Here is a 21,443-nt window from a genome sequence, read left to right as displayed (position 1 = left end):
GGGACCGCTGGACGGCGTACCCCGTCCCCCACATGCTGTACGGATGTTTCGACGTCTACGACGGTCCTGGCAGGACCGGCAAGCCCGGCAGAACCCGGACGTGGCGACCCGGATGAACGCCTTCTTCGACTCGCTCCCACAAGCGGAGAGGGCGTCCGCCCGGGACGTGGCCCTCCGGTACGGGCGCACCCTCTACGACGGTTACGAGCACCTCCTGAACCGGAAGGACGCCGCGACGTCCCCGTACTACGTCGGGCTGTCCTCGGAGATGACGAGCTTCACGCACGTCACCAAGCGCGTGGCCCTGGTCGCGGACACGGTGCTGCTGTCCGACCACGGCATCGGGGCGGTGCACGAACTCGGGGAACGTTCGGAGTCCGGGTCGACCGGGGTGCTGGACGGCGACCATTACGTCGTGACCAGCACCTGGCGCTACGGGATGGTGACCGGGGACCTCGACGAGCTGGGGCGGTGGCTCCTGAACGCCGAGCCCCTGCTGCGCAGCGGACTGGTCTGGTACGGGCCGGTCTACCGGGAGGGGAGCAGGGCCAACATGACGGAGTACGCCGGCGTCAGGTCCGCCGGCCCGCTCCCCGCGTTCAGCGACCGGTCCATCGACTTCGTGGTCGAGCACGGCCGCGCCGTGGACCTGGCGACCGCCAAACCCCTCGCCAGCCGGGTGGTCCGGCCGGTCCTGGAGGTCGACCTCCCCTTCATCGACGGGCTCAGCCTCCATGACTTCGCGCGGGTCACCACCGAGGAGTTCGACTCCTACACCCGGTTCCGCGACTTCATGCGCGCCCGGCTCCTCGAACTCGACGGAGCGCTGGAGGCGGTCGACTCCCAGGTCGCCCTGGAACGGGTCGCGCTGTCCATCCGCGACGAGCTGGACGCCGCCACCGCCGCGCTGAGCGGCGCCGCGAGGACACGGGTCCTGAGCCGCTCCGGCGCGGTCCTGGGTACGACGAGCGCGGTGCTCGCCGCCGTCCGCCCCGAGGCCCTCGAGGGCGCGCTGGCCGTCGGCGCGACGCTCGCGGCCGGAGCCACCGGCCTGTGGCCCACCGTCCAGGCCTTCGCCGAGGTCAAGCCCCGACGGGCGCAGGGCAAGTGGCACTACGTGTGGGTCCTGCAGAAGAAGGGCGCATCCCGCTGAGCCGGTGAAAAGCGTGTGCCGTGGGTGGTGGGCGTGGCGCAGAATCGGGCCATGGTGGACATGGGGGCGTTCCGGGACACGGTCGGCGGGCGGGCGGCCGGCGGGGACGGGCCCGGGGGCCGGGAGCCGGGACCGGAGGTGCGGGGCGTGGTGCTGGTGGAAGGGCCCAGTGACCTCGCCGCGCTGGAGGCGCTCGCCGTGCGGCTCGGGCGGGGGCTGGCGGCGGAGGGGGTCCGCGTGGTCTCCATGGGCGGGGCGATGAACGTCGGGCGTTACGCGGAGCTGCTGGGCCCGCCGGGCCTCGGGCTGCGGATCGCCGGGCTCTGCGACGAGCAGGAGCGGCCGTTCTACGACCGGGCGCTGGACCGGGTCGGGGCGCGGGACGCGGAGGTCTTCGTCTGCGTGAAGGACCTGGAGGAGGAGTTGATCCGGGCGCTGGGCGTCTCCAGGGTGGAGGAGATCGTCGAGGCCGAGGGCGACCTCGTACCGTGGCAGACCTTCACGCGCCAGCCCGCGCAGCGGGGCCGGGGGCGCGAGCAGCAGATGCGGCGCTTCCTCGGTACGAAGAAGGGCCGGAAGATCCGTTACGGGGAGCTGCTGGCGCAGGCCCTCGAACCCGGCTCCGTGCCCGCTCCCCTGGACGCCCTGCTGGGCTGGCTGTAGGGGCCCTTCAGTTCCAGGTCTGGAGGGGGCTGCCGTCGCAGGGCTGCTGGACGGCGAGGGCTCCGTCGCCCTGGCCCCGGATGCTCAGGCACTTCCCCGAGTTGGCGTTGACCAGGCTCCAGCCACCACCGGGCTGCGCCTGCCACCGCCAGTTCTGGGTCGGGGAGCCGTTGCAGGTCCACTGGTTGGCACTCGCCCCGTCCTCGACGGAATCGGCCCGGATCTCCAGACACTTACGCGAATCCATGTGCACGAGCGTCGTCCACCCACCCGGATTCGTGGTGGTCCACTTCTGGCTGGAGGAGTTGTTGCACGTCCACTGGTTCGCGGTCGCCCCGTCGTGGCCCAGGCTGCGGCGGATCTCCAGGCACATGTTCGTGGCGGCGTTCACCCACGTCCGCAGGCCGCTTCCGGCCGCCGGGAGTGCCGGGGTTGCCGGGGTTGCCGGGGCCGGCTTGGGGGCCGCGGATTCCCGCGGCGCCGGCGGAGCGGGGCGCTTCGGCTCGGGGCTCTTCGACTCGGGGCGGATCGACGGCTCGGGGCGGATCGACGGCTCGGCGGCCCGCTCGGGGCCGGCGGCGCGGGGCGTCGGGGCCGGTGCGGCCCCGGGTGCCGAAGCCTCGTCCTCGACGATGTGGAGGTAGCGCAGGGCGCTGTAGCCGCTGACGGGGTGGCCGGAGAGCGTGGCGGCCTTGAGGCTGCCGGTCGACTTGTTCGTCGGGACGTGGGGCCTGCTCTCCTGGTAGAAGGTGAACGTGCCCTTCGCCTCGTCGATCCAGCCCGCGAAGAGCACCACGTGCTCCGGGGAGTTGAGGATGTCGCCCGGACGGAGCTCGGAGGTGGGGATCGGCCTCGTCAGGCGCGCCCGTGGCAGGGTCCACGTGACCTCGCTGGCCGGGAGCATCCAGGCCATGGAGACGAATCCGGAGCAGTCCTTCCGCCAGCCGGTGGCCTCGTCGGGGAAGTAGCCGCCCTGGTCGTACGAGACGCGCTGGTCGACCCATGACTGGGCCCGCCGGATCACTTCCGCGCGCGTGATCGGGCCCCCTCCCTCCGCCCGCCGGGAGGCCGCCGCGGCGGTGATCGTGCCGTCGGTCCGCTCGCCGGAGCGGGGCGGTGCCGGCAGGAACGCGGCGAGGAGGCAGGCCAGGACGACCGTCACCGCGACGGTCACGGGTACGCGTATTTGAGACAACTGGACTCCCCCTGGTGGACGGCTGCCGCCGGGGCCTGTTCTGTGTCGCCTGGAGCCGGGATCGCGCGCGGTGGCGGCTCCCGGCGGCCGTGCGCAGAGGCGGGCCCGGGCACTGGGGTCCCAGGGTGGGCCGGTGGAGGGGTTGACCGGTGTCCGGGGCGGAGTAAGGGCAGGTCACGCGCGTGCGGGAGGTGGACAAAGGGATTGTCCGCGGACAACACGAGGGGGAGAGATGACCAAGGCGGGACGCCCTCAGGGCGACCTGAGAGGGGCTACGGGGGCGGCCAACGAACTGGCGCGTTTCCTGCGGGACCTGACCGACGGCATGAGCCTGCGGGCGCTCGCCGAGCGGTATCCCGGTGGCCGGACCCTGTGGGGCGATTACCGCTCCGGGGCGCAGCTGGTCCCGCTGTCCCGGCTCAACGCCGTGATCAAGGACCGCGTGCCCGATGCCCGTGGGCGGCAGGTGATGCTGGCCAAGGCGCGCGCGCTCCATGACGCGGCCTTGACCGCGGAGGCGGAGCGGCCCGCCGTGGGACTGGACGAGGCGCTGGAGCGGGCCAAGCGGGACATCGCCGAGATGGGCCGGCTGATCAAGGCGCTGCTCGCCCGGATCGACGCACTGGAGGGGGAGGCGGCGGAGCAGTCCGCCGGTGCGGTGCGCACGGAGGTCTCCGGGCGGCCGGTGGAGACGATCGCGGCGCAGCTCGACGTCCTGCGACAGCACGTCGCCGAGGCCCGCCGGGTGCGGGACCTGACGCTGGAGGCGTACGGCGCGGCCCAGTCCCGGGAGGCCGGGGGTGAGGAGGGCCCCGGCGCCGGGGGCGGCGAGCTCGTCGGCAGCCTCGCCGCACTCCATGACACCGCCACCCGCCACCAGCACGCCCTCCGCGGCTGGGCCACGGACACCCCGCCACCGGCCGGCGGTGCGGGGGCCGGCGGTGCGGAGGCCGGCGGTGCGGGTGGGGTACGGGAGGACGGGCGCGGCGCGGACGCGGCGGACGGTGCGGCGGGGGCGCGGGGAGAGGGAAGCGCTGACCCGGACGGGGCTGGTAGTGCGGGCGGTGCACGGGGAAGCGGCGGCACGGACGCGGCCAGCGGTGCGGCGGGGGCGAGAGGAGAAGGAGGCGCCGACCCGGACGGGACCGTTGGTGCGGGCGGTGCACGGGGAAGCGGCGGCACGGACGCGGCCGACGGTGCGGCGCGGGGAAGCGGCGGCGCGGACGCGGCCGGTGGTGCGGGTGGGGTGCCGGAGGAAGGCAGCGAGCGGGGTGGAACGGGGGTGGCCGGTGGGCCGGATTCCGGTGGCGCCATCGTTGTCCCTGGGGTGCCTTCCGGTGCGGACTCCGCCGGTGCGGAGGTCGACCCCGTCGGCCACGTGCCGGGGCGGGAGGACGACCGGCGTCGGGGGCTGCGGGTGCCGGCCGGGGTCGGTCTGGTCGTGCTGGTCGCCGCCTGCGTGTTCGGCGGCATGGCCATCGCCAAGTACCAGACGGGGTCCGGGGAGCGCGGTCCCGAAGCCCGTCTGGACACCCCTGCCACACCCGGCACCGGCCCCGCCTCGCCCGCACCGGCCATCGACGTCCCCGTCCCCGGGTCCTCCGGCCCCTCCTCCGAACCGAGCCCCGACCCGTCCTCGGCGGAGCCGGCGGAACAGGAGCCCGAGCCGGCCCCGAAGCCGGAGCCGCCGAGCCCCAGGCCGGTGGTAACGCCGAAGGAGCAGGCCCCGGCACCGAAGCCGGCCCCCGCACCGGCACCGGTGGTGGGGGGCGGGCTTCGGACATGGATGAACGCGGGGACGCAGATGTGTCTGGAGATCCGTCGTAGTGCGGGTGAGGACGGGGCGACCGCGAACCAGTGGACGTGCAACAACTCCTCCAGCCAGAAGTGGACCACCACCAACCCGGGTGGGTGGACGACGCTCGTGCACATGGATTCGCGCAAGTGTCTGGAGATCCGGGCCGATTCCGTCGAGGACGGGGCGAGTGCCAACCAGTGGACCTGCAACGGCTCCCCGACCCAGAACTGGCGGTGGCAGGCGCAGCCCGGTGGTGGCTGGAGCCTGGTCAACGCCAACTCGGGGAAGTGCCTGAGCATCCGGGGCCAGGGCGACGGGGCCCTCGCCGTCCAGCAGCCCTGCGACGGCAGCCCCCTCCAGACCTGGAACTAGGTTCCGGGCCCGTCCGGCGCCCTCGCACGGGGCGCCGGACGGGGCGCGATGTCCGCGGACTATTGCCTTTGTCCGCTCACCGAGCTGGGCTTTCGCCGTCCGGGACGGCGGACAAAGGGAGTTCGCCCGCACCTTGGCATCCGAGCCGTCAGACACGACGCAGGAGGCCACGAGAGATGAATCCTTTGTTCCGCCACCGCGACGAGGACCGGGGCGCGAGCGCCCACCGGGTACCGGCCCGGCACCGCAAGGCCGCACGGATCGCCTGCTGGTCGCTGGCCGGCACCCTGGCGGGCGCCCTGGCCTGGACCACCGCCTTCGGCCACGGTCCGGCCGGCGCGGGGGGCGGGAGCGACACCGTGGCCATCGCCGCGGCGCCCGTCTCCCAGGACCCCGGGCCGGTGGCCATGGAGCAGATCGTCGCGGCCGGGGACTCGGTCTTCGCACTGGCCTCCGACCACCAGGCCGTCTACGAATGGTCGGCCGGACGGGCGAACTGGCGGAAGATCCGGGGCGAGGCCCAGAAGCTCTACGCGGGCGGCGGCCACCTCTACGCGATCGAGCCGGGCCGCGGTGACATCGCCCAGTACGGTGGCGAGCCGAACCAGTGGACCCGCATCGGCGGCCCCGGCGCGGCCTTCGCCGCCACCTCCACGAACCTGTACGGCATCAGCCCCGACCACTCCGGGGTCTGGAAGTACAGCGGCCGGGGCGACAAGTGGGACAAGGTGGGCGACCGCGCGGGCGACCTGTACGCCGGGCCGGGCAAGGTGTTGTACGCGACCAACCCCGATACCAAGGACATCGTCAAGTACGACGGCCGGTGGAACGTCATCGGGGGCCACGGCGCCACGTTCGCCGTCACCGACGAGAGCTTCTTCGGACTGACCCCCGACCACAAGACCGTCGTCGAGTACGACCCGAAGAAGAACGCGTGGACCCCCGTCGGCGGGCCCGCCGACACCATCCTCGCGAGCAACACCCTCTACGCGACCCGGCCCGACACCGGCGAGCTCTACAAGTACAACGGGCACCCCTACAAGTGGAACCGCGTCAGCGGTCCGGCGGCCGCCTTCGCCACCAGCGGCGACCACCTCTACCGGCTCGCCCCCGACCACCGATCCGTCCAGCGGTACGACGGCAACGGCGCCGACGACAAGTGGGCCCCCCTCGGAGCCCCGCCGGCGCCGGAAGTCCCGGCCACGCCGGCGGAGAAGCTGGCACGCCTCGACGCCCTGACCCAGCTCGGAGACAAGGCGTTCGGCGACTGGATCGAGACCAGGGCCGCGCACCAGCTGGGCAAGCCCGACCGCTACGAGTTCAACTGGACCACGAACAACTGCAACGAGCCGGCGCCCGACAAGATCGGGACCTACGACTTCACCCCCGCCTGTGTCCGGCACGACTTCGGCTACCGCAACTACAAGGACCTCCAGGGGGAGGACGTCTTCCAGCACGGAGCGGACTGGAACGCTCCCAAGGACCGCGTCGACCGCATCTTCCACCAGGACCTGCTCGCGGTGTGCGACGAGATGGGCTTCCCCGTCCATCACACCAGCGCCGAACGCGCGGCCTGCGTCAAGGCGGCCGACGTCTACTTCGCGGCCGTCGTCGTGGCCCGCTGACCCGGCACGGACCACGAAGGGCCCGTCGCCCCCGCTCTGCGGGGGCGACGTTCCCCTACTCCACCCGCAGGGCGGCCAGGCGTTGGGCGAAGGGGATCAGGGTGGCCGCCGTCGTCGGGGGGAGGGAGGTGATCGCTCCGGTGGCCGAGCGGGGGGCGGCTATCGCGGCGGTGGTGTCCACGTCCGGGGCGGCGGGGGTGGAGGTGGGGGCGGGGGTCAGGAAGCGGGCCAGTTCCGTGCCCGCGCGGGTGATGCGCCGGTCCAGGCCCTCGTCGCCCCAGTCCGGCGAGGCGGCGTAGACGGCGGTGGGCAGGACGAGGGCGCGCAGGTAGGCGAAGAGGGGGCGCAGGGCGTGTTCGGTGACCAGGGAGTGCCGGGCGGTGCCGCCGGTCGCGCCGAGGAGGACGGGGGTGCCGGTGAGGGCGTCCTTGTCGAGGAGGTCGAAGAAGGACTTGAACAGGCCGCTGTAGGAGCCGGCGAAGACCGGGGTCACGGCGATCAAGCCGTCCGCGGCCGCCACCGCGTCGAGGGCGGCGGCCAGGCGGGCGGACGGGAAGCCGGTGATGAAGTGCCCGGCGATGTCGGTGGCGAGGTCGCGCAGCTCGATGACTTCGGGGCCGGTGCCGGGGGCCGGGCCGGCGGCCGCCGCCGCGGCCGTGAGGGTCGCGGCGGTGAGGCGGTCGGCGAGGAGGCGGGTCGAGGAGGGGGTGCTCAGTCCGGCCGATACGACGACGAGCTTCATGCGCGCGCCTCCTCGGTGGTGGCGGGAGCGGCCGCGGCGGCGACGCGGGCCGCGTGGGTGGGGGCGTCCGGGACGCCGGCGGGGCGCAGGTTCGCGAATTCCTTGCGCAGGACCGGGACGACCTCTTCGCCGAGGAGGTCGAGCTGCTCCAGGACGGTCTTCAGGGGCAGGCCCGCGTGGTCGATCAGGAAGAGCTGGCGCTGGTAGTCGCCGGCGTAGTCGCGGAAGGAGAGGGTGCGCTCGATGACCTGCTGCGGGGAGCCCACGGTGAGGGGGGTCTGGGAGGTGAACTCCTCCAGGGAGGGGCCGTGGCCGTAGACGGGGGCGTTGTCGAAGTACGGGCGGAACTCGCGGACCGCGTCCTGGGAGTTCCCGCGCATGAAGACCTGGCCGCCGAGTCCGACGATGGCCTGTTCGGGGGTGCCGTGCCCGTAGTGGGCGTAGCGCTCGCGGTAGAGGCTGACCATCCGCTCGGTGTGGGAGGCGGGCCAGAAGATGTTGTTGTGGAAGAAGCCGTCGCCGTAGTAGGCGGCCTGTTCGGCGATCTCGGGCGAGCGGATGGAGCCGTGCCAGACGAAGGGGGCGACGCCGTCGAGGGGGCGGGGGGTGGAGGTGAAGGACTGGAGGGGGGTGCGGAACTTGCCCTTCCAGGTGACGACGTCCTCGTCCCACAGGCGGCGCAGCAGGGCGTAGTTCTCGATGGCGAGGTCGATGCCGTCGCGGATGTCCTTGCCGAACCAGGGGTAGACGGGGCCGGTGTTGCCGCGGCCCATCATGAGGTCGACGCGGCCGTCGGCGACGTGCTGGAGCATCGCGAAGTCCTCGGCGATCTTCACCGGGTCGTTGGTGGTGATCAGCGTCGTGGAGGTGGAGAGGATCAGGTTCTCGGTGCGCGCGGCGATGTAGCCGAGCATCGTCGTCGGCGAGGAGGGGACGAACGGCGGGTTGTGGTGCTCGCCGGTGGCGAAGACGTCGAGGCCGACCTCCTCGGCCTTCTGCGCGATGGCGAGCATGGCCTTGATGCGGTCGTGCTCGCCGGGCGCGCGTCCGGTCGTCGGGTCGGTGGTGACGTCGCCGACGGTGAAGATCCCGAACTGCATGGCTCCCCTTCCAAAGTTGTTTAGAATTCAACTATACCCGTGAACGGAGGGCGGCAGCGACCTATTCCCGCCTGTCGGGGGCGCCCCGGACGGGGAGCGGGGGTAGGGTGCGGGCCGTGTCCGGGTATGAGCGTGACCTCGTCGGGTACGGCGCCGAGCCGCCGCATGCGGGCTGGCCGGGCGGGGCGCGGGTGGCCGTGAGCCTCGTGCTCAACTACGAGGAGGGCGCGGAACGCAACGTCCTGGACGGGGACGCCGGCTCCGAGGGGTACCTGCACGAGATCATCGGCGCGCCGCCCGTGGCGGGCGGACGGGACCTGAACGCCGAGTCGATGTTCGCCTACGGGGCGCGGGCCGGGTTCTGGCGGGTGCACCGGACGGTCACGGCACACGACGTGCCGCTCACCGTGTTCGCGGTGGGGCAGGCCCTGGAGCGCAACCCCGGCGCGGCGCGGGCGATGGGGGCCGCCGGGTGGGAGGTCGCGGGGCACGGGTGGCGGTGGATCGACTACCGCGACGTGCCCGAGGAGGTGGAGCGGGCCGACATCGCGCGGACGGTCCAGGCGATCGGGCGGCTCGTCGGGCGGCGGCCGGTGGGGTGGTACACCGGGCGGACGAGTCCGCGGACGCGGCGGCTGGTCGCGGAGGAGGGCGGGTTCCTGTACGACTCGGACGACTACGGCGACGACCTGCCGTTCTACGTCGGCGAGGGCGGGCGGCAGCGGCTGGTGGTGCCGTACGGGCTGGACGCCAACGACTTCAAGTTCCTGATCGTGCACGGGTTCACGACGGCCGACGACATGCTGGCGTACCTCGTCGACACCTACGACACCCTGCACGCGGAGGGGGCCGACCGGCCCCGGATGATGAGCGTCGGGCTGCACTGCCGGATCATCGGGCGGCCCGGGCGGATCCGGGCGCTCGACGGGTTCCTGCGGCACGTCGCACAGCTCGGCGGGGGCTGGATCACCACGCGCGAGCAGATCGCACGGCACTGGCTCACCGCGCATCCGCCGGCGGACCCGCAGGGGTGAGGGCCCCCTGCCGTCGGGGCGGCAGGAGGCCCTCGGCGCGCGGGGCGCGGATCAGCAGGCGCTGATGTATCCGAACCAGTCCAGCGGGGCGTTGCGGTCCTCGGAGTAGCCGCCGGGGGAGGTCCAGCCGAGGTTGCCGCCGTGGTCATAGAACTTCACGTGGTACTTGGACGGCTGGTTGTTGACCCAGGAGCCCGTGCCGCGGAAGGGGTTGGTGACCATCTTGCAGTCGTACATCTTGATCGGCGTGCCCTCGAAGTTCGGGAGCGGGTACAGGCACGCCCAGCCGCGTTCACAGGGGACGGCGAAGGAGCTCTGCGGCTGGGCGGCCGCCGTGTCGGTCGCCTGGGCCGGGGGCGTGATCGCGAGGGCGCCGAGGAGCGTGGCGCCGAGGGCGGCGAGGCGGATGCGCGTCGATGACATGGGTCTCCCCTTGGTCGTCCGGTCCCACCGGGTGGGCCGGGTGGCGGGGCGCCCCGTCGGCGCCCTGTCCGCCGGAAGACTGGCCCGGGCCGGAGATTGGCCGGACGGTCCGGATCGCGTCCGCGCAGGTCAAGGGGGTGGAAGGGGAGGACAACCCGGTTGTCCGGCGGACAACCGGGGGGTCAGTGGCCCTTGGCGACCTCGTCCGCGACGCTGAAGGCGGCCGCGCAGGACGGGCAGGCGGCCCGGCCGAAGAGGTGGGTCAGGCCGCGGGCGATGTCCTCGTGGCCCGCCCGTGCCGCCGTGCGGTGCAGGCGGGCGGGGAGCGGGGCGAGGGCGGACGGGTCGGCGGGGCGGAGGGCCGCCCTGGCCGGGTCGGCCGTCACGTGGTCACCGTCCGGGGCGAACACCCCGTGGTCGCCGAAGGCGATGAAGAGCGGCGCGGTGCAGGCCGGGCAGTCGAGCTCGTACTCCTGCTCGAACAGGCCCTCCAGGCGGCCCGCGCTCCACACCCGCTCGCCCTCGAAGGCCAGGACGCACTGGAGGAGGTAGACGAAGGCCGGGGCGTCGTCCGTCGCGGCGTCGAGGAGGGCGCGGGCCACCGGGAGGAGGGCGGTGATCTCGCGCGCGTAGCGGGCGGAGCGCTCGGCGTCCGCCGCCGAGACGATGAGGCCGGCCATCAGGACCGCGTCGAGCGGGGCGCCCGGGGCGCGGCCGGCGGCGATGGCGGCCAGGTACGGGAGGGCGGCGAAGCTGTCGTCGTAGACGGAGCCCTGGTGACACAGGTCGTCCCACAGCTCGCCCCAGACGCGGCCGTCCTCCTCACCGCCGAGGCGGGCGAAGGCGGCGGGCAGGTCGTCCGAGGGGCGCGCGATCATGGGTGGGCATTCTTCCGCACGCCGCTCCGGAGGAGGACGGCGCCCCCGGAGCGGTGGGCTCCGGGGGCGCCGGGCGGGCGCCCCGGGGGCCGGGACGGCGGCGGGGTCAGTCGGTCGTGGCGATGGAACTGGCGGAGATGCCGAGGGGGGTCCACTCGGAGCCCTGGCCCGTCCAGCGGGAGACGGTCAGGTCCTCGCCGATGCGGTAGACGGAGTCGGTGCCCACGGTGAGGCCGACGCCCGCCGGGCCGATCGGGGTCCAGACGTCCGGCACGTTGGCGTACTTGAGGATCCGGCCGGTCGTGGAGTCGACCGCGAAGAGGCCGGCGCCGCCCGCGTACAGGGTGCGGGCCGGGCCGCCGATCCGGCGCCAGTTGCTGCCCTTGGCGTTGGCCTGCCAGATCTCCCGGCCGTCCGGGGAGAGCCGGGCCACGTAGTCGGGTCCGACGGCGAAGTCGGCTCCGGGGCCACCCGCGTCGACCCAGGAGTCGCCGAAGCCGGTGTAGCGGAACAGGGCCCCGGTGGCGGGGCTGGTCGCGAAGAGGCCCGCGCCGCCCGCGTACAGGCGGGCGGCGGCGGTGCCGATGCGGACCCATTCCGTGCCCTGGCCGGTCCACCGCATGACGGCGTCCCGGTGTTCGGTGATCCCGTAGAGGGCGTCCCCGGCGGTGACGAACTGGTCGCCGGGGAAGCCGATCTGGGACCAGGAGCTGGAGGGTTCGTCGTACTTGAAGATGCGGCCGTCGCCGGTGTTGGTGGCGAACAGGCCGGCCGTGCCGGCGTAGACCTTCTCGGCCGCCGGGCCGATGACCTTCCAGGTGCCGTCGCGGGCGGTCCACCGCAGGACGCTGCGCCGGTCCTGGGAGACGGCGTAAGCCGTGCCGGCCGGGGACTGTGGGACCGGGGTGGTGCTGGGGGCTGCCGGGGTGGGGGTGGCGGGCGTGGGGAGGGGGCCCGGGAAGGGGGGAGCGGGGTCTGGGCTGGGTGAGGGGGAAGGGGAGGGAGAGGGGGTGGGTGAGGGGGACGCGGACGGGGTGGGGGTCGCGGGGGTTCCCTGGCGGGGTGGGACGGGCCCGGGGGCCGGGGTTTCGGTGGCGAGGACGGTGTGCCGGTGGCCGATGAGGACCCCGGCGAGGGTGGCCCCCGCGATGACGGCCAGGGCGAGGAGGGCCGTCAGGACGGCCAGCGGGGTCCTGGCGGGCCTCGGGTGACGGGGTACGGGGGCGGCGGGGACCGCGGGGAGCCTGTCGAGGCGTTCGAGGACGACGCCCTCGATGACCTCGTGGCCGGCCCGGTCGTACCCGGTCCGCCGCCACAGCCAGCGGGCGTCCTCGCGTTGCTGTTCCAGGCTGTGGCGCAGCCTGATCAGCTCGGTGGACAGGGGCCGGTCCGCCGTCGCGGGCGGGACCCCGCCCGGCTCCGGTCCGGGGGCGCCGGCCGGTCGCGGGGCCAGGACGGGGAGCCGGTGGCGGGCGGCGGCCTCGCGCTGGGCCCGGGCGTCGGAGACGGCCCGCCGTGCGGACTCCTCGGCGGCGCGGGCGGCGACCAGCTGGTCGAGCGCCTGGTCCAGCCGTCCGCGTAATCGCTCCGGCGGTGCCCCGGACGCCGCCGGCGCCCCGGCGGCCTCCGGTTCGGGGACTTTGGCCTGATCCTGGAGCATCGCCATCAGGGACAGCAGCCCCTCCACCAGACGGCCCGAGGTGGCGAGGTCCTCCTGGGCCCGGCGCAGCGCCTCCTCCAGGCCGGGCGCGGGGGTGGCCTCGGCCTCCGCCTCGGCGTCGGCGGTCAGGGCCCGGGCGTGCAGGGCCCGGGCCCTGGTCAGGAGCTGCTGGCGGCCGCGGGGATCGCGGACGCACTCCTTGACGACGAGACCCAGGCGCCCGAGCGGGATGATCCGGGCGCCCGAACGGTATTCGCTCCAGGCCGTCTTGCCTCCCCCGAACCGCTGCGCCAGCTCCCGTACCGTCAGCCCTCCGGTGATCTGCCGCAGCAGCTCGGCCAGGTCGTTGGCGGCTTGCGAGCGGCCCTTCGGAGCTCCTTGTGGTCGTCCTGCCCTGGCCATGGTGTTCCCCCCTGGTGTCCACGGTCCGTGGCGGGTGTCCGCCCGCCGGGCCTGCGAGTGCAACAGGGAGGGTCGATCATGTCCATATCCATAGAGGGCGGGTGTCCGAAAGGCGCCCCGCGCCGGAAGGCCGGCCCCCGGGCGGGGGCCGGCCTTCGCGGGGCGGGGCGGGGTCAGGCGGCGAGTTCGGGCTCCGGGGCGGGGGCGGCCGGCTTCTTCCCGCCGCGCATGACCACGGTGGCCAGCAGGGCGGCGGCGAGCAGGCCGGCGGTGCCGAGGGTGAAGGTGGTGCCCATGGCGGAGGTGAAGGCCTCGCGGGCGGCGCGGACCGCGCCGGGGTCGCCGTGGGCGGCGGCCAGGGCACCGGCGAGGGAGTGCTTGGCCTCGGCGGGGGCGCCGGCCGGCATCTTCGCCGCGTAGCCGCTGGTGAGCAGCGAGCCGAGGATGGCGATGCCGAGGGCGGTACCGGCCTGCTGGATGGTGTCGTTCAGGGCGGAGCCGACGCCCGCCCGCTCCTCGGGGATGGTTCCCATCAGGGCGCCGACCGCGGCGGGCATGGCCACGCCGGCGCCGAGGCCGAGGAGGCCGAGGGCGACCGCCGGGACGGTGAAGCCGCCGTCGGCACCGACGGTGGTCAGCAGGGCGAACGCGGAGGCCATCACCAGCATGCCGGCCACGACCAGGGGGCGGTTGCCCACCCGGGCGGCCAGTCCGGCGCCGGCGCCGTTGCCGATGAGGGCGGCGACGGCCAGCGGCACGAAGGCGAGGCCGGCCTTGAGGGGCGAGTAGCCGAGGACGAACTGCAGGTACTGGGTGAGGACCAGGAGCAGGCCGCCGTTGCCGATCTGGACCAGGGCCAGGGAGAGCGAACCACCGCTGAAATCACGGTTCTTGAAGAGGACCAGCGGGACCATCGGGGAGTCGGTGGTGTTCTCCCGGACCACGAAGCCGACGAGGGCGACGACGGCGACGGCCAGGGCGGGGACGGAGCGGGCGGCGAAGGCGCCGTGCTGCGGGATCTCGATGATCCACCAGACGAGGGCGGTCATCCCGGTGGCGGAGAGGACGGCGCCGAGCGGGTCGGGCTTGGTCCAGGGGCCCTTGGACTCCGGCATGAGGGTGAGGGCGGCGACGACGGCGAGGACGACGACGGGGACGTTGATCAGGAAGATCGAGTGCCAGGAGAACCGGTCGATCAGGACGCCGCCGAGCACGGGGCTGCCGACCAGGCCGAGCATCGAGACGGAACCCCAGGCGGCCATGGCCTTCGGCCGCTCCCCCTCGTCGAAGACGGTGATGAGGATGGAGAGGGTGGACGGCATGATCAGCGCCCCGCCGACGCCCATGGCCACGCGTACGGCGATCACTTCGGCGGGACCGGCGGCGAACGTACCGGCGAGCGAGGCGGCGCCGAAGAGCAGCAGGCCGGTCAGCATGACCCGGCGGCGGCCGAACCGGTCGCCGAGGCTGCCCGAGGTGAGCAGGAGGCCGGCGAACACCAGGATGTAGGAGTCGAGGATCCACTGGGTGTCCTGGGCGCTCGCGCCGAGGTCGGCGGTCATGGAGGGCACCGCGACCGTCAGGGCCATGGAGTCGACGACGAGGACCAGGGTGCTCAGGCAGAGCACGATCAGGATCCACCAGCGGCGTGGGTTGCGGGTTTCCATGGGTGGTTCCCTCTCGGCTTCGCGGGCGGCGCCGGCGCTCGGTGGTGCGTACGGCGTTGCTTGATGCGAACACTGTACGCAGGCTGGAACGCTGTACGCAAGAGGCTGCCGCCGTACGCACACCGCCCTCCGGCCCGAACGGGCCGGAAGGCGGGCGGGGGTGAGAGCGGGTCAGATCAGACGGTCGCGAGGAACGCGCGGACGGCGGCGGCGAAGCCGTCGGGGTCGGCCTGCTGGACGAAGTGGTCCGTGTCCAGGGGGTGGTAGGCCGTGCGGGGACGGCGGGCGGCCATGGCGAGGGCCTGCCCGGCGGGGAGGACCTGGCTGCGCAGGCCGTGGACCAGGAGGGCCGGGCAGTCGGTGGCGAGCCACTGCTCCCAGTGGTCGCCGTGGACCAGGGTCTCGGAGTCGACCGTGTCCTGAGGGTGGAACGGGAGCCGCCAGCCGGAGCCGTCGGCCAGCGGGCGCAGCACCGGTCCGAGGACGGGGGCCAGGGGGCCGCAGGCGTGGGCGAGTTCCTCGCGGGTGGGCGCCGTGTAGGGGAAGCCGAGCACGAAGGAGAGGGGGCTCGCGCCGTGGTCGGGCAGATCGGCGGCGGTGTCGACGTTGATCAGCGCCTCGACCAGCCCGGGGCGTTCGGCGGCCAGGTGGCAGGCGTTGATGGCGCCGAGCGAGTGGCCGAGGAAGACCGCCCGGCCGATGCCGAGGTGGTCGAGGAGGGCGACGAGGTCGGCGAGGTAGCCGGCGCGGGTGTACTCGGGGGCGCGGTCGGAGTCGCCGTGGCCGCGCTGGTCGGGGGCGATCACCCGCCACTCGGGGCCGAGGGCGGCGGCCAGGGCGGCGAAGGAGGCCCCTTCGGAGAGGTGGCCGTGGAGGGCGACCAGGGGGCGGCCGGCGCCGCCGAAGTCCAGGTAGGACAGGGCGCGGCCGTCGACGGTCAGGGTGGCGCGGGTCGGCTGGGCGGTGACGGTGGCGGCCATGTCGGCTCTCCCTCGGGTCGGTTGGGGTGGCGGGCTTGCCGAGATCGACTATACGCACGTCTATGACACTTGTTCAATACGCTTGTATGAATCCTCGGTGTCCCCACCGGCCGCGTCCGGTTCCCCGCCTCCGTTCAACCGGGATCCCAAGGAGCCGCCACGAGCCGGCGAGGCCCTCTTGAGAGGGCCTTGAGCCGCACCCGAGCGGCGGCCCCGAAGCTTTCGGCCAAGGCCGCACGAGGTGGGGAGACGCAATGGGTCACTGTCCGCAAGGCGGCCGGAGCGTCCTCGATCCGCATGCCGGCCGGTACGCCGCGCGGACCGCGGGCATGACGGCCTCGGAGATCCGGGCGCTGTTCGCGGTCGCCAGCCGGCCCGAGGTGGTCTCGCTGGCCGGCGGGATGCCGAACCTCGCGGCACTGCCGCTGGAGACGATCGCCGCCGAGACCGCGCGGATCATCGCCGAGGACGGGCTGACGGCCCTCCAGTACGCCTCGGCGCAGGGCCTGCCGGTGCTGCGCGAGCAGATCTGCGAGGTGATGTCCCTGGAGGGCGTCGCCGCCCACCCGGACGACGTCCTCGTGACGGTCGGCTCGCAGATGGGCCTCGACCTGGTGGCCCGGCTGTTCTGCGACCCGGGGGACCTGGTGGTGGCCGAAGGCCCCTCGTACGTCGGCGCGCTGGGTTCCTTCGCCGCCTACCAGGCGGAGGTCGCGCACGTGGCGGTCGACGCCCACGGGCTGGTGCCGGAGGGGCTGCGGGCGGCGCTGCGGCAGGCGCGCAACGCCGGGCGGCGGGTCAAACTCCTGTACACGGTCCCGAACTTCCACAACCCGTCCGGGGTGACGCTGGCCGTCGAACGGCGGGCGGAGATCCTGGAGATCTGCCGCACCCACGGCGTGCTGGTCGTCGAGGACAACCCGTACGGGCTGCTCGGCTTCGACGGCCGGACCCACCCGGCGCTGCACTCCATGGACCCGGAGAACGTGGTCTACCTCGGCTCGTTCTCCAAGACCTTCGCCTCCGGACTGCGGGTCGGCTGGGTGCTGGCGCCGCATCCGGTGCGGGAGAAGCTGGTGCTGGCGGCCGAGTCGGCCACCCTGTGCCCGCCCACCCTCAACCAGATGATCGTCTCGCGCTACCTGGCGACGCAGGACTGGCGCGGGCAGATCGCCGTCTTCCGGGAGAACTACCGCGAGCGGCGGGACGCGATGCTCCGCGCCCTGGAGGACTTCCTGCCGCCGGGCTGCTCCTGGACCGAGCCGGACGGCGGGTTCTACGTGTGGGTGAAGGTGCCCGAGGGCGTGAACACGAAGGCGATGCTGCCGCGCGCGGTGGACGCGCGGGTGGCGTACGCGTCGGGCACCGGGTTCTACACCAACGGGCTCGGCGCCCGCCGGATGCGGCTGTCCTACTGCTACCCCTCCCCGGAGCGGATCCGCGAGGGCGTGCGCCGGCTGGCGGGGGTGCTGGAGGCCGAACCGGCCCTCGCGCCCGCCTTCCGTCCGGTCGCGGGGCTGCGGGAACGCGCGCCGGAAACGGTCTGACGGGCGCGGGACCCCGCGCGCCGTCCCCAGACGAAGGGACACCACGACGGTGAACAGCACCTGGTTCCGGCGCTACACCACGGCCACGGGGTACGGGCCGCGGCTCGTGTGCTTCCCGCACGCCGGCGGCTCAGCGACGGCCTTCAAACCCCTGGCCCACGCCCTGCCCGCCGACTTCGACGTGCTGGCCGTCCAGTACCCCGGGCGCCAGGACCGGTTCGCGGAGGAGCCGTTCACGGACCTGGAACGGCTCGCCGACGCGGTGGCCGGGGAACTGGCCCGCGAACTGGCCTCGGACCCCGGGCGGCCGTACGCGCTGTTCGGGCACAGCATGGGCGCGCTCGTCGCGTTCGAGACGGCGCTGCGCCTGGAGCGGGCCGGACTGCCCGGCCCCCGGCGGCTGTTCGCCTCCGGCCGGGGCGCGCCGGACTCCCGTTCGGGTGAGCGCTACCGGTACTACGAGGACGCCGACGTGCTGGCCGAGCTGCACCGGCTCAGCGGCACCGACCGGGTGCTGCTCGACAACCCCGAGGTGCTGGAGATGGTGCTGCCGGCGCTGCGGGCGGACTACCGGGCCGTCGGCCGTTACGTCTGGGGCGGCGGCGGGCCGCTCGCCGCCCCGGTGACCGCCCTGATCGGGGACGCGGACCCGGTGGTGGCGGTCGCGGAGACCCCGGCGTGGGAGGCGCACACCACGGGCGGGTTCGCCCTGGAGGTCTTCCCCGGCGGGCACTTCTACCTCAACGACCAGATGGGCCGGGTCGCGGCGGCGGTCACCGAGGGGCTGCTCGCCCGGGCCTTCGCCGCCTGAGCGCGGCGCGGACGGGCGGACGGCCGGCCGGGCCGCGGGATCGGCGGATCCCGCGGCCCGTCCGGTGCGTGGGGCCGGTCCGCCCGCGCGTCCGGCCGGGCCCGTCAGAGGACCGCGCCGTCCCTGGTCCGCCGGCGCAGGCTCGGCCTGCTGGACTGGGAGAGGTCCTTCCACATGTCGGACAGACCGGTGACGGTGCGGGCCGCGAACAGGCGGCGGATGGACACCTCCTGGTGCAGCTCCGCCCGGATCAGGCCGACCAGCCGGATCGCCCGCAGGGAGTTGCCGCCGAGGTCGAAGAAGTCCTCGTCGATGCCGACCCGGTCCAGCTCCAGCACCTCGGCGAAGGCCTTGGCGAGGATCCGCTCGGTGTCGTTGCGCGGCGCCTTGTAGCTCCCGGCGCCGGACTCCGGCTCCGGCAGCGCCGTCCGGTCCAGCCTTCCGTCCGGCGTCACCGGCAGGCGCTCCAGCACGGTGAACACCGACGGCACCAGGGCCTCCGGCAGCCAGCCGGCGGCGAACCGGCGCAGTTCCTCGGCCGATACGGTGCGGCCGGCGACCGGGACCACGTAGGCGACGAGGCGCTGCTGGCCGGAGCCGTCCTCCCGGACGGCCGCCGCGGTCTGCGCCACGCCGGTGTGCTCGGAGAGCACCTCCTCGATCTCGGCCAGCTCGACGCGGACCCCGCGCACCTCGGCCCGGGTGCCGGGCCCGCCCACGTACTCGAGCAGGCCGTCGGTGCCCCAGCGCACGCGGTCCCCGGTGCGGTACATGAGCCCGCCGGCCGGGCCGAAGGGGCAGGACACGAAGCGCTCGGCGGTGGCCCCGGGGCGGCCGGCGTAGCCGCGTGCCACGCCGGGTCCGGCCACGTACAGCTCGCCGGCCACGCCGACGGGGACCGGCGCCAGACCCGGGCCCAGCACGTAGAGGGAGGATCCGTCGGCGGCGCGGCCGACCGCGCCCGCGTGGCGCACCGGTTCGCCGGCGGCCAGGACGTGGCGGGCGGCGGACCCGGCCGTCTCGGCCGGGCCGTAGCCGTGGACGATCGTCAGGTCGGGGCAGGCCTCCCGGACCCGCCGCAGCGCGGCGGCGGGCACCCGCTCGCCGCCGCCGGTCCAGACCTCGCGCAGTCCGGCGAGGCGCTCGGGGCGGTCGGCGGCGACCGCCGAGAACAGGCCCGCGGGCAGCCACAGGGTGGTGATGCCGTGGGTCTCGCGCTCCTCGGCGAGCGCGTCGACGTCCAGTCCCCCCGGGGGCGCCACGACGACCCGGCCGCCGTTGAGCAGGGGCGCCCAGAGTTCGAGGGCGAGCGCGTCGGAGGTGTGCGGGGCGTGCCACAGCACGGTGCTGCGGGCGGCGTGGCGCCAGCGGGCGTCCAGGGCGAAGCGGGCCGCGCCCCGGTGGGTCACGGCGACCCGGGCGCCGCCGTCCGGTCCGGAGCCGGGCAGCAGGGCGAGAGCCGCGTCCGGGTGCGGGGCGGGCGCGGCCTGCGGGGCGGCGTCGCCGGTCTCCGCCAGCAGGTCCTCGATCAGGAGCCGCTCGGCGCCGGGGAGGTCGGGGAGCGTGGCGGCGGCGGTGGTGAGCAGTACGCGCGCCGGCGCCGTGACGGGCTCCGGGGAGGCGGGGTCGAGGGGGAGGTAGGCCGCGCCGGCCTTGGCCACGCCCAGCAGGGCGACGGCCAGCTCCGTCGAGCGGGGCAGCGCCACCGCGACGAGCGCCTCGGGTCCGGCCGTCCGCCGGCGCAGTGCCCCGGCCAGGCGGGTGGAGCGGGCGTCGAGTTCCCGGTAGGAGAGCGCGAGGTCGCCGCAGACCAGGGCGAGGGCTTCGGGGTCCCGCTGGGCCTGGCGGGCGAAGAGCTCCGGAATGCTCGCGTCCGCTTCATTCGCGTCCGTGGCGTCCGGCGCGTCCGTGGCGTCCGGCGCGGGCAGCACCCGGTCGCGCCCGGCGCCGGCCAGCACGTCGAGCGCGCCGACCGGCCGCTCGGCGCCGGCCACGGCGGCACGGACGTACGCGATCAGCTCCTCGCCGATGAAGCGCAGTTCGGCGCGGTGGTAGAGGCCGGCGGGGGCGTCGAGGCGGATGTAGAGGTCGCTGTCGGCGCTGCCGTCGGTGTAGACGCCGATGGACAGCTCCTCGAAGGTGCCCGTGGTGGCGCCGGAGTAGCGGGCCGGGCTGTCGCCGAAGCGGAGCTGCTCGGCGAACTCGACGACGTTGACTACGGCGCCGAAGCTGCCGCGGCCGCTCAGCTGCGTCCCGCTCGCGCGCTGGATGTCGGAGTAGTGGCAGGCGGCGTGGTCGAAGATCTCGTAGGTCTCGTCGGCGAGGGCGTCGGTGACCTCGGCGAAGGTCGCGCCGAGCGGTATCGCGGCCCGTACCGGCACCACGTTGACGGCCAGGCCGGGCGTGCGGCTGGCCACCCCGACGCGGTTGCTGACGGCCAGGGAGAAGAGGAACTCCGGGCGGTCGCAGCGGTGGCGCAGGAAGACGGCGGCGGCCGCGGTCAGCAGCTGCGACTTCCACACGCCCATGGCCTCTGCGGCCTCGGTCCAGGTGTCGGCCTCGGCGCGCGGCACGGTCAGGGTGCGGCTGACCATGCCGATGGTCTCGGCCACCTCGGACCAGCGGTCGGCGCTGCTCAGGGGCTCGGAGAGGGCGGCGCGCTGCGCGTCGGAGAGGACCACGCGCGGGACCTGGGCGGGGGCGGGGGCGTCCCGGAGGTAGTCGCGCCAGAACGCGGTGTCCTCGGTGAACCGCTCGGAGGCGAGGTACTCGACGGCCTCGGCCGCGAAGGACCCGGCGTCCCACGGGTGCGCGGGCTCCGGTACGGGCTCGCCCCGGACCAGCGCCGTGTAGACCTCGGCGAGGCGGCGCGAGAGCAGGCCGCCCGCGCCGAACCCGTCGGAGATCAGGTGGTGGTAGGCGATCACCAGCAGGGAGCGGGCCTCGCCCAGCCTGACCGTGCCGAGCCGGAAGAGGAGGTCCCGTTCCAGGTCGAACGGCTCGCGCACCATCTCGGCCAGGGCTTCGCGAGCCGCCTTCTCGGGGTCGGCCGCGTCCGCGAGGTCGAGGAAGAACGGCTGCCAGTCCCCCAGTTCGCGGGGGACCAGCCGCAGCCCCTCGCCGGCGTCGACGAAGTTGACGCGCAGCACCTCCGCCTCGCCCATCACGTGCAGGAACGCGTTCCCGATGGCCGTCCGGTCCAGCTCACCGTCCACGTCCCACATGGTCAGCGCGTGGTTGGGCGTGTCGGGCGCCATCACCTGCGCCCGCCACATCCCCTCATGCGCGGACGACACACCGAACGAAGGCACACAGATCAACCCCTCAGCAGACAGGCCCGGGAACCGGCGGAACTCGCAGATCACCCCCACCTTCGGGGAAGCCCCGCGGTCC

16 protein-coding genes are annotated in these 21,443 nt (G+C 74.3%); 7 read left to right on the top strand and 9 right to left on the bottom strand.

The window, feature by feature from the left end; translation table 11 throughout:
• The first annotated feature begins 43 nt into the window (after positions 1-43).
• Positions 44-1,153 carry a hypothetical protein gene (locus tag ABT403_RS15005; protein ID WP_344161125.1) on the top strand — a complete coding sequence of 370 codons (1,110 nt, stop codon included), beginning with the start codon at positions 44-46 and terminating at the stop codon, positions 1,151-1,153.
• 51 nt (positions 1,154-1,204) lie between these two features.
• Positions 1,205-1,816, top strand: coding sequence for a TOPRIM nucleotidyl transferase/hydrolase domain-containing protein (locus ABT403_RS15000; RefSeq protein ID WP_344161128.1), 612 nt, complete (start codon positions 1,205-1,207; stop codon positions 1,814-1,816).
• A 7-nt stretch (positions 1,817-1,823) separates the two neighbouring features.
• Here the strand turns inward: ABT403_RS15000 and ABT403_RS14995 are convergent, their stop codons facing one another.
• On the bottom strand, positions 1,824-3,011 hold the full coding sequence (locus ABT403_RS14995; protein ID WP_344161131.1) for an RICIN domain-containing protein: 1,188 nt from the start codon (positions 3,009-3,011) through the stop codon (positions 1,824-1,826).
• Positions 3,012-3,243: 232 nt separating this feature from the next.
• Between ABT403_RS14995 and ABT403_RS14990 the strand changes: the two genes are divergently transcribed.
• Both ABT403_RS14990 and ABT403_RS14985 read left to right on the top strand, forming a co-directional pair.
• Entirely contained in the window at positions 3,244-5,181 is a 1,938-nt protein-coding gene (locus ABT403_RS14990; protein WP_344161134.1) for an RICIN domain-containing protein, read from the top strand.
• A gap of 176 nt (positions 5,182-5,357) precedes the next feature.
• Complete coding sequence (locus ABT403_RS14985) at positions 5,358-6,806, top strand: phospholipase A2 (protein ID WP_344161137.1); 1,449 nt, start codon at positions 5,358-5,360, stop codon at positions 6,804-6,806.
• Positions 6,807-6,861: 55 nt separating this feature from the next.
• Here the strand turns inward: ABT403_RS14985 and ABT403_RS14980 are convergent, their stop codons facing one another.
• Complete coding sequence (locus tag ABT403_RS14980) at positions 6,862-7,548, bottom strand: CE1759 family FMN reductase (RefSeq protein ID WP_344161141.1); 687 nt, start codon at positions 7,546-7,548, stop codon at positions 6,862-6,864.
• Positions 7,545-8,648: an LLM class flavin-dependent oxidoreductase gene (locus ABT403_RS14975; RefSeq protein ID WP_344161144.1), complete on the bottom strand. Its 1,104-nt coding sequence runs from the start codon at positions 8,646-8,648 to the stop codon at positions 7,545-7,547. Before ABT403_RS14975 ends, ABT403_RS14980 begins: the two co-directional genes overlap by 4 nt.
• Positions 8,649-8,764: 116 nt before the next feature.
• Here ABT403_RS14975 and puuE point away from each other — a divergent pair, with 116 nt between their 5' ends.
• Positions 8,765-9,682: an allantoinase PuuE gene (gene puuE / locus ABT403_RS14970; protein ID WP_344161146.1), complete on the top strand. Its 918-nt coding sequence runs from the start codon at positions 8,765-8,767 to the stop codon at positions 9,680-9,682.
• Between the two features lie 51 nt (positions 9,683-9,733).
• Here the strand turns inward: puuE and ABT403_RS14965 are convergent, their stop codons facing one another.
• The 5 genes from ABT403_RS14965 to ABT403_RS14945 form a co-directional block, all read right to left on the bottom strand.
• Complete coding sequence (locus ABT403_RS14965) at positions 9,734-10,105, bottom strand: hypothetical protein (protein ID WP_344161149.1); 372 nt, start codon at positions 10,103-10,105, stop codon at positions 9,734-9,736.
• 182 nt (positions 10,106-10,287) lie between these two features.
• On the bottom strand, positions 10,288-10,983 hold the full coding sequence (locus ABT403_RS14960; RefSeq protein ID WP_344161152.1) for a hypothetical protein: 696 nt from the start codon (positions 10,981-10,983) through the stop codon (positions 10,288-10,290).
• Between the two features lie 106 nt (positions 10,984-11,089).
• Entirely contained in the window at positions 11,090-13,045 is a 1,956-nt protein-coding gene (locus ABT403_RS14955; protein WP_344161155.1) for a hypothetical protein, read from the bottom strand.
• A 173-nt stretch (positions 13,046-13,218) separates the two neighbouring features.
• On the bottom strand, positions 13,219-14,712 hold the full coding sequence (locus ABT403_RS14950; RefSeq protein ID WP_344161158.1) for an MFS transporter: 1,494 nt from the start codon (positions 14,710-14,712) through the stop codon (positions 13,219-13,221).
• Between the two features lie 176 nt (positions 14,713-14,888).
• Positions 14,889-15,692: an alpha/beta fold hydrolase gene (locus tag ABT403_RS14945; protein WP_344161161.1), complete on the bottom strand. Its 804-nt coding sequence runs from the start codon at positions 15,690-15,692 to the stop codon at positions 14,889-14,891.
• 329 nt (positions 15,693-16,021) lie between these two features.
• Here ABT403_RS14945 and ABT403_RS14940 point away from each other — a divergent pair, with 329 nt between their 5' ends.
• Entirely contained in the window at positions 16,022-17,239 is a 1,218-nt protein-coding gene (locus ABT403_RS14940) for an aminotransferase-like domain-containing protein (protein ID WP_344161164.1), read from the top strand.
• Positions 17,240-17,288: 49 nt separating this feature from the next.
• Complete coding sequence (locus ABT403_RS14935; RefSeq protein ID WP_344161167.1) at positions 17,289-18,050, top strand: thioesterase II family protein; 762 nt, start codon at positions 17,289-17,291, stop codon at positions 18,048-18,050.
• Between the two features lie 104 nt (positions 18,051-18,154).
• Here the strand turns inward: ABT403_RS14935 and ABT403_RS14930 are convergent, their stop codons facing one another.
• Entirely contained in the window at positions 18,155-21,346 is a 3,192-nt protein-coding gene (locus tag ABT403_RS14930; RefSeq protein ID WP_351649020.1) for a non-ribosomal peptide synthetase, read from the bottom strand.
• Between the last annotated feature and the right edge of the window lie 97 nt (positions 21,347-21,443).

The organism is Streptomyces sp. NPDC000075 (assembly GCF_040301925.1).
Lineage (GTDB): Bacteria > Actinomycetota > Actinomycetes > Streptomycetales > Streptomycetaceae > Streptomyces > Streptomyces polychromogenes.
This window is presented reverse-complemented; position numbering and strand designations above follow the sequence as displayed.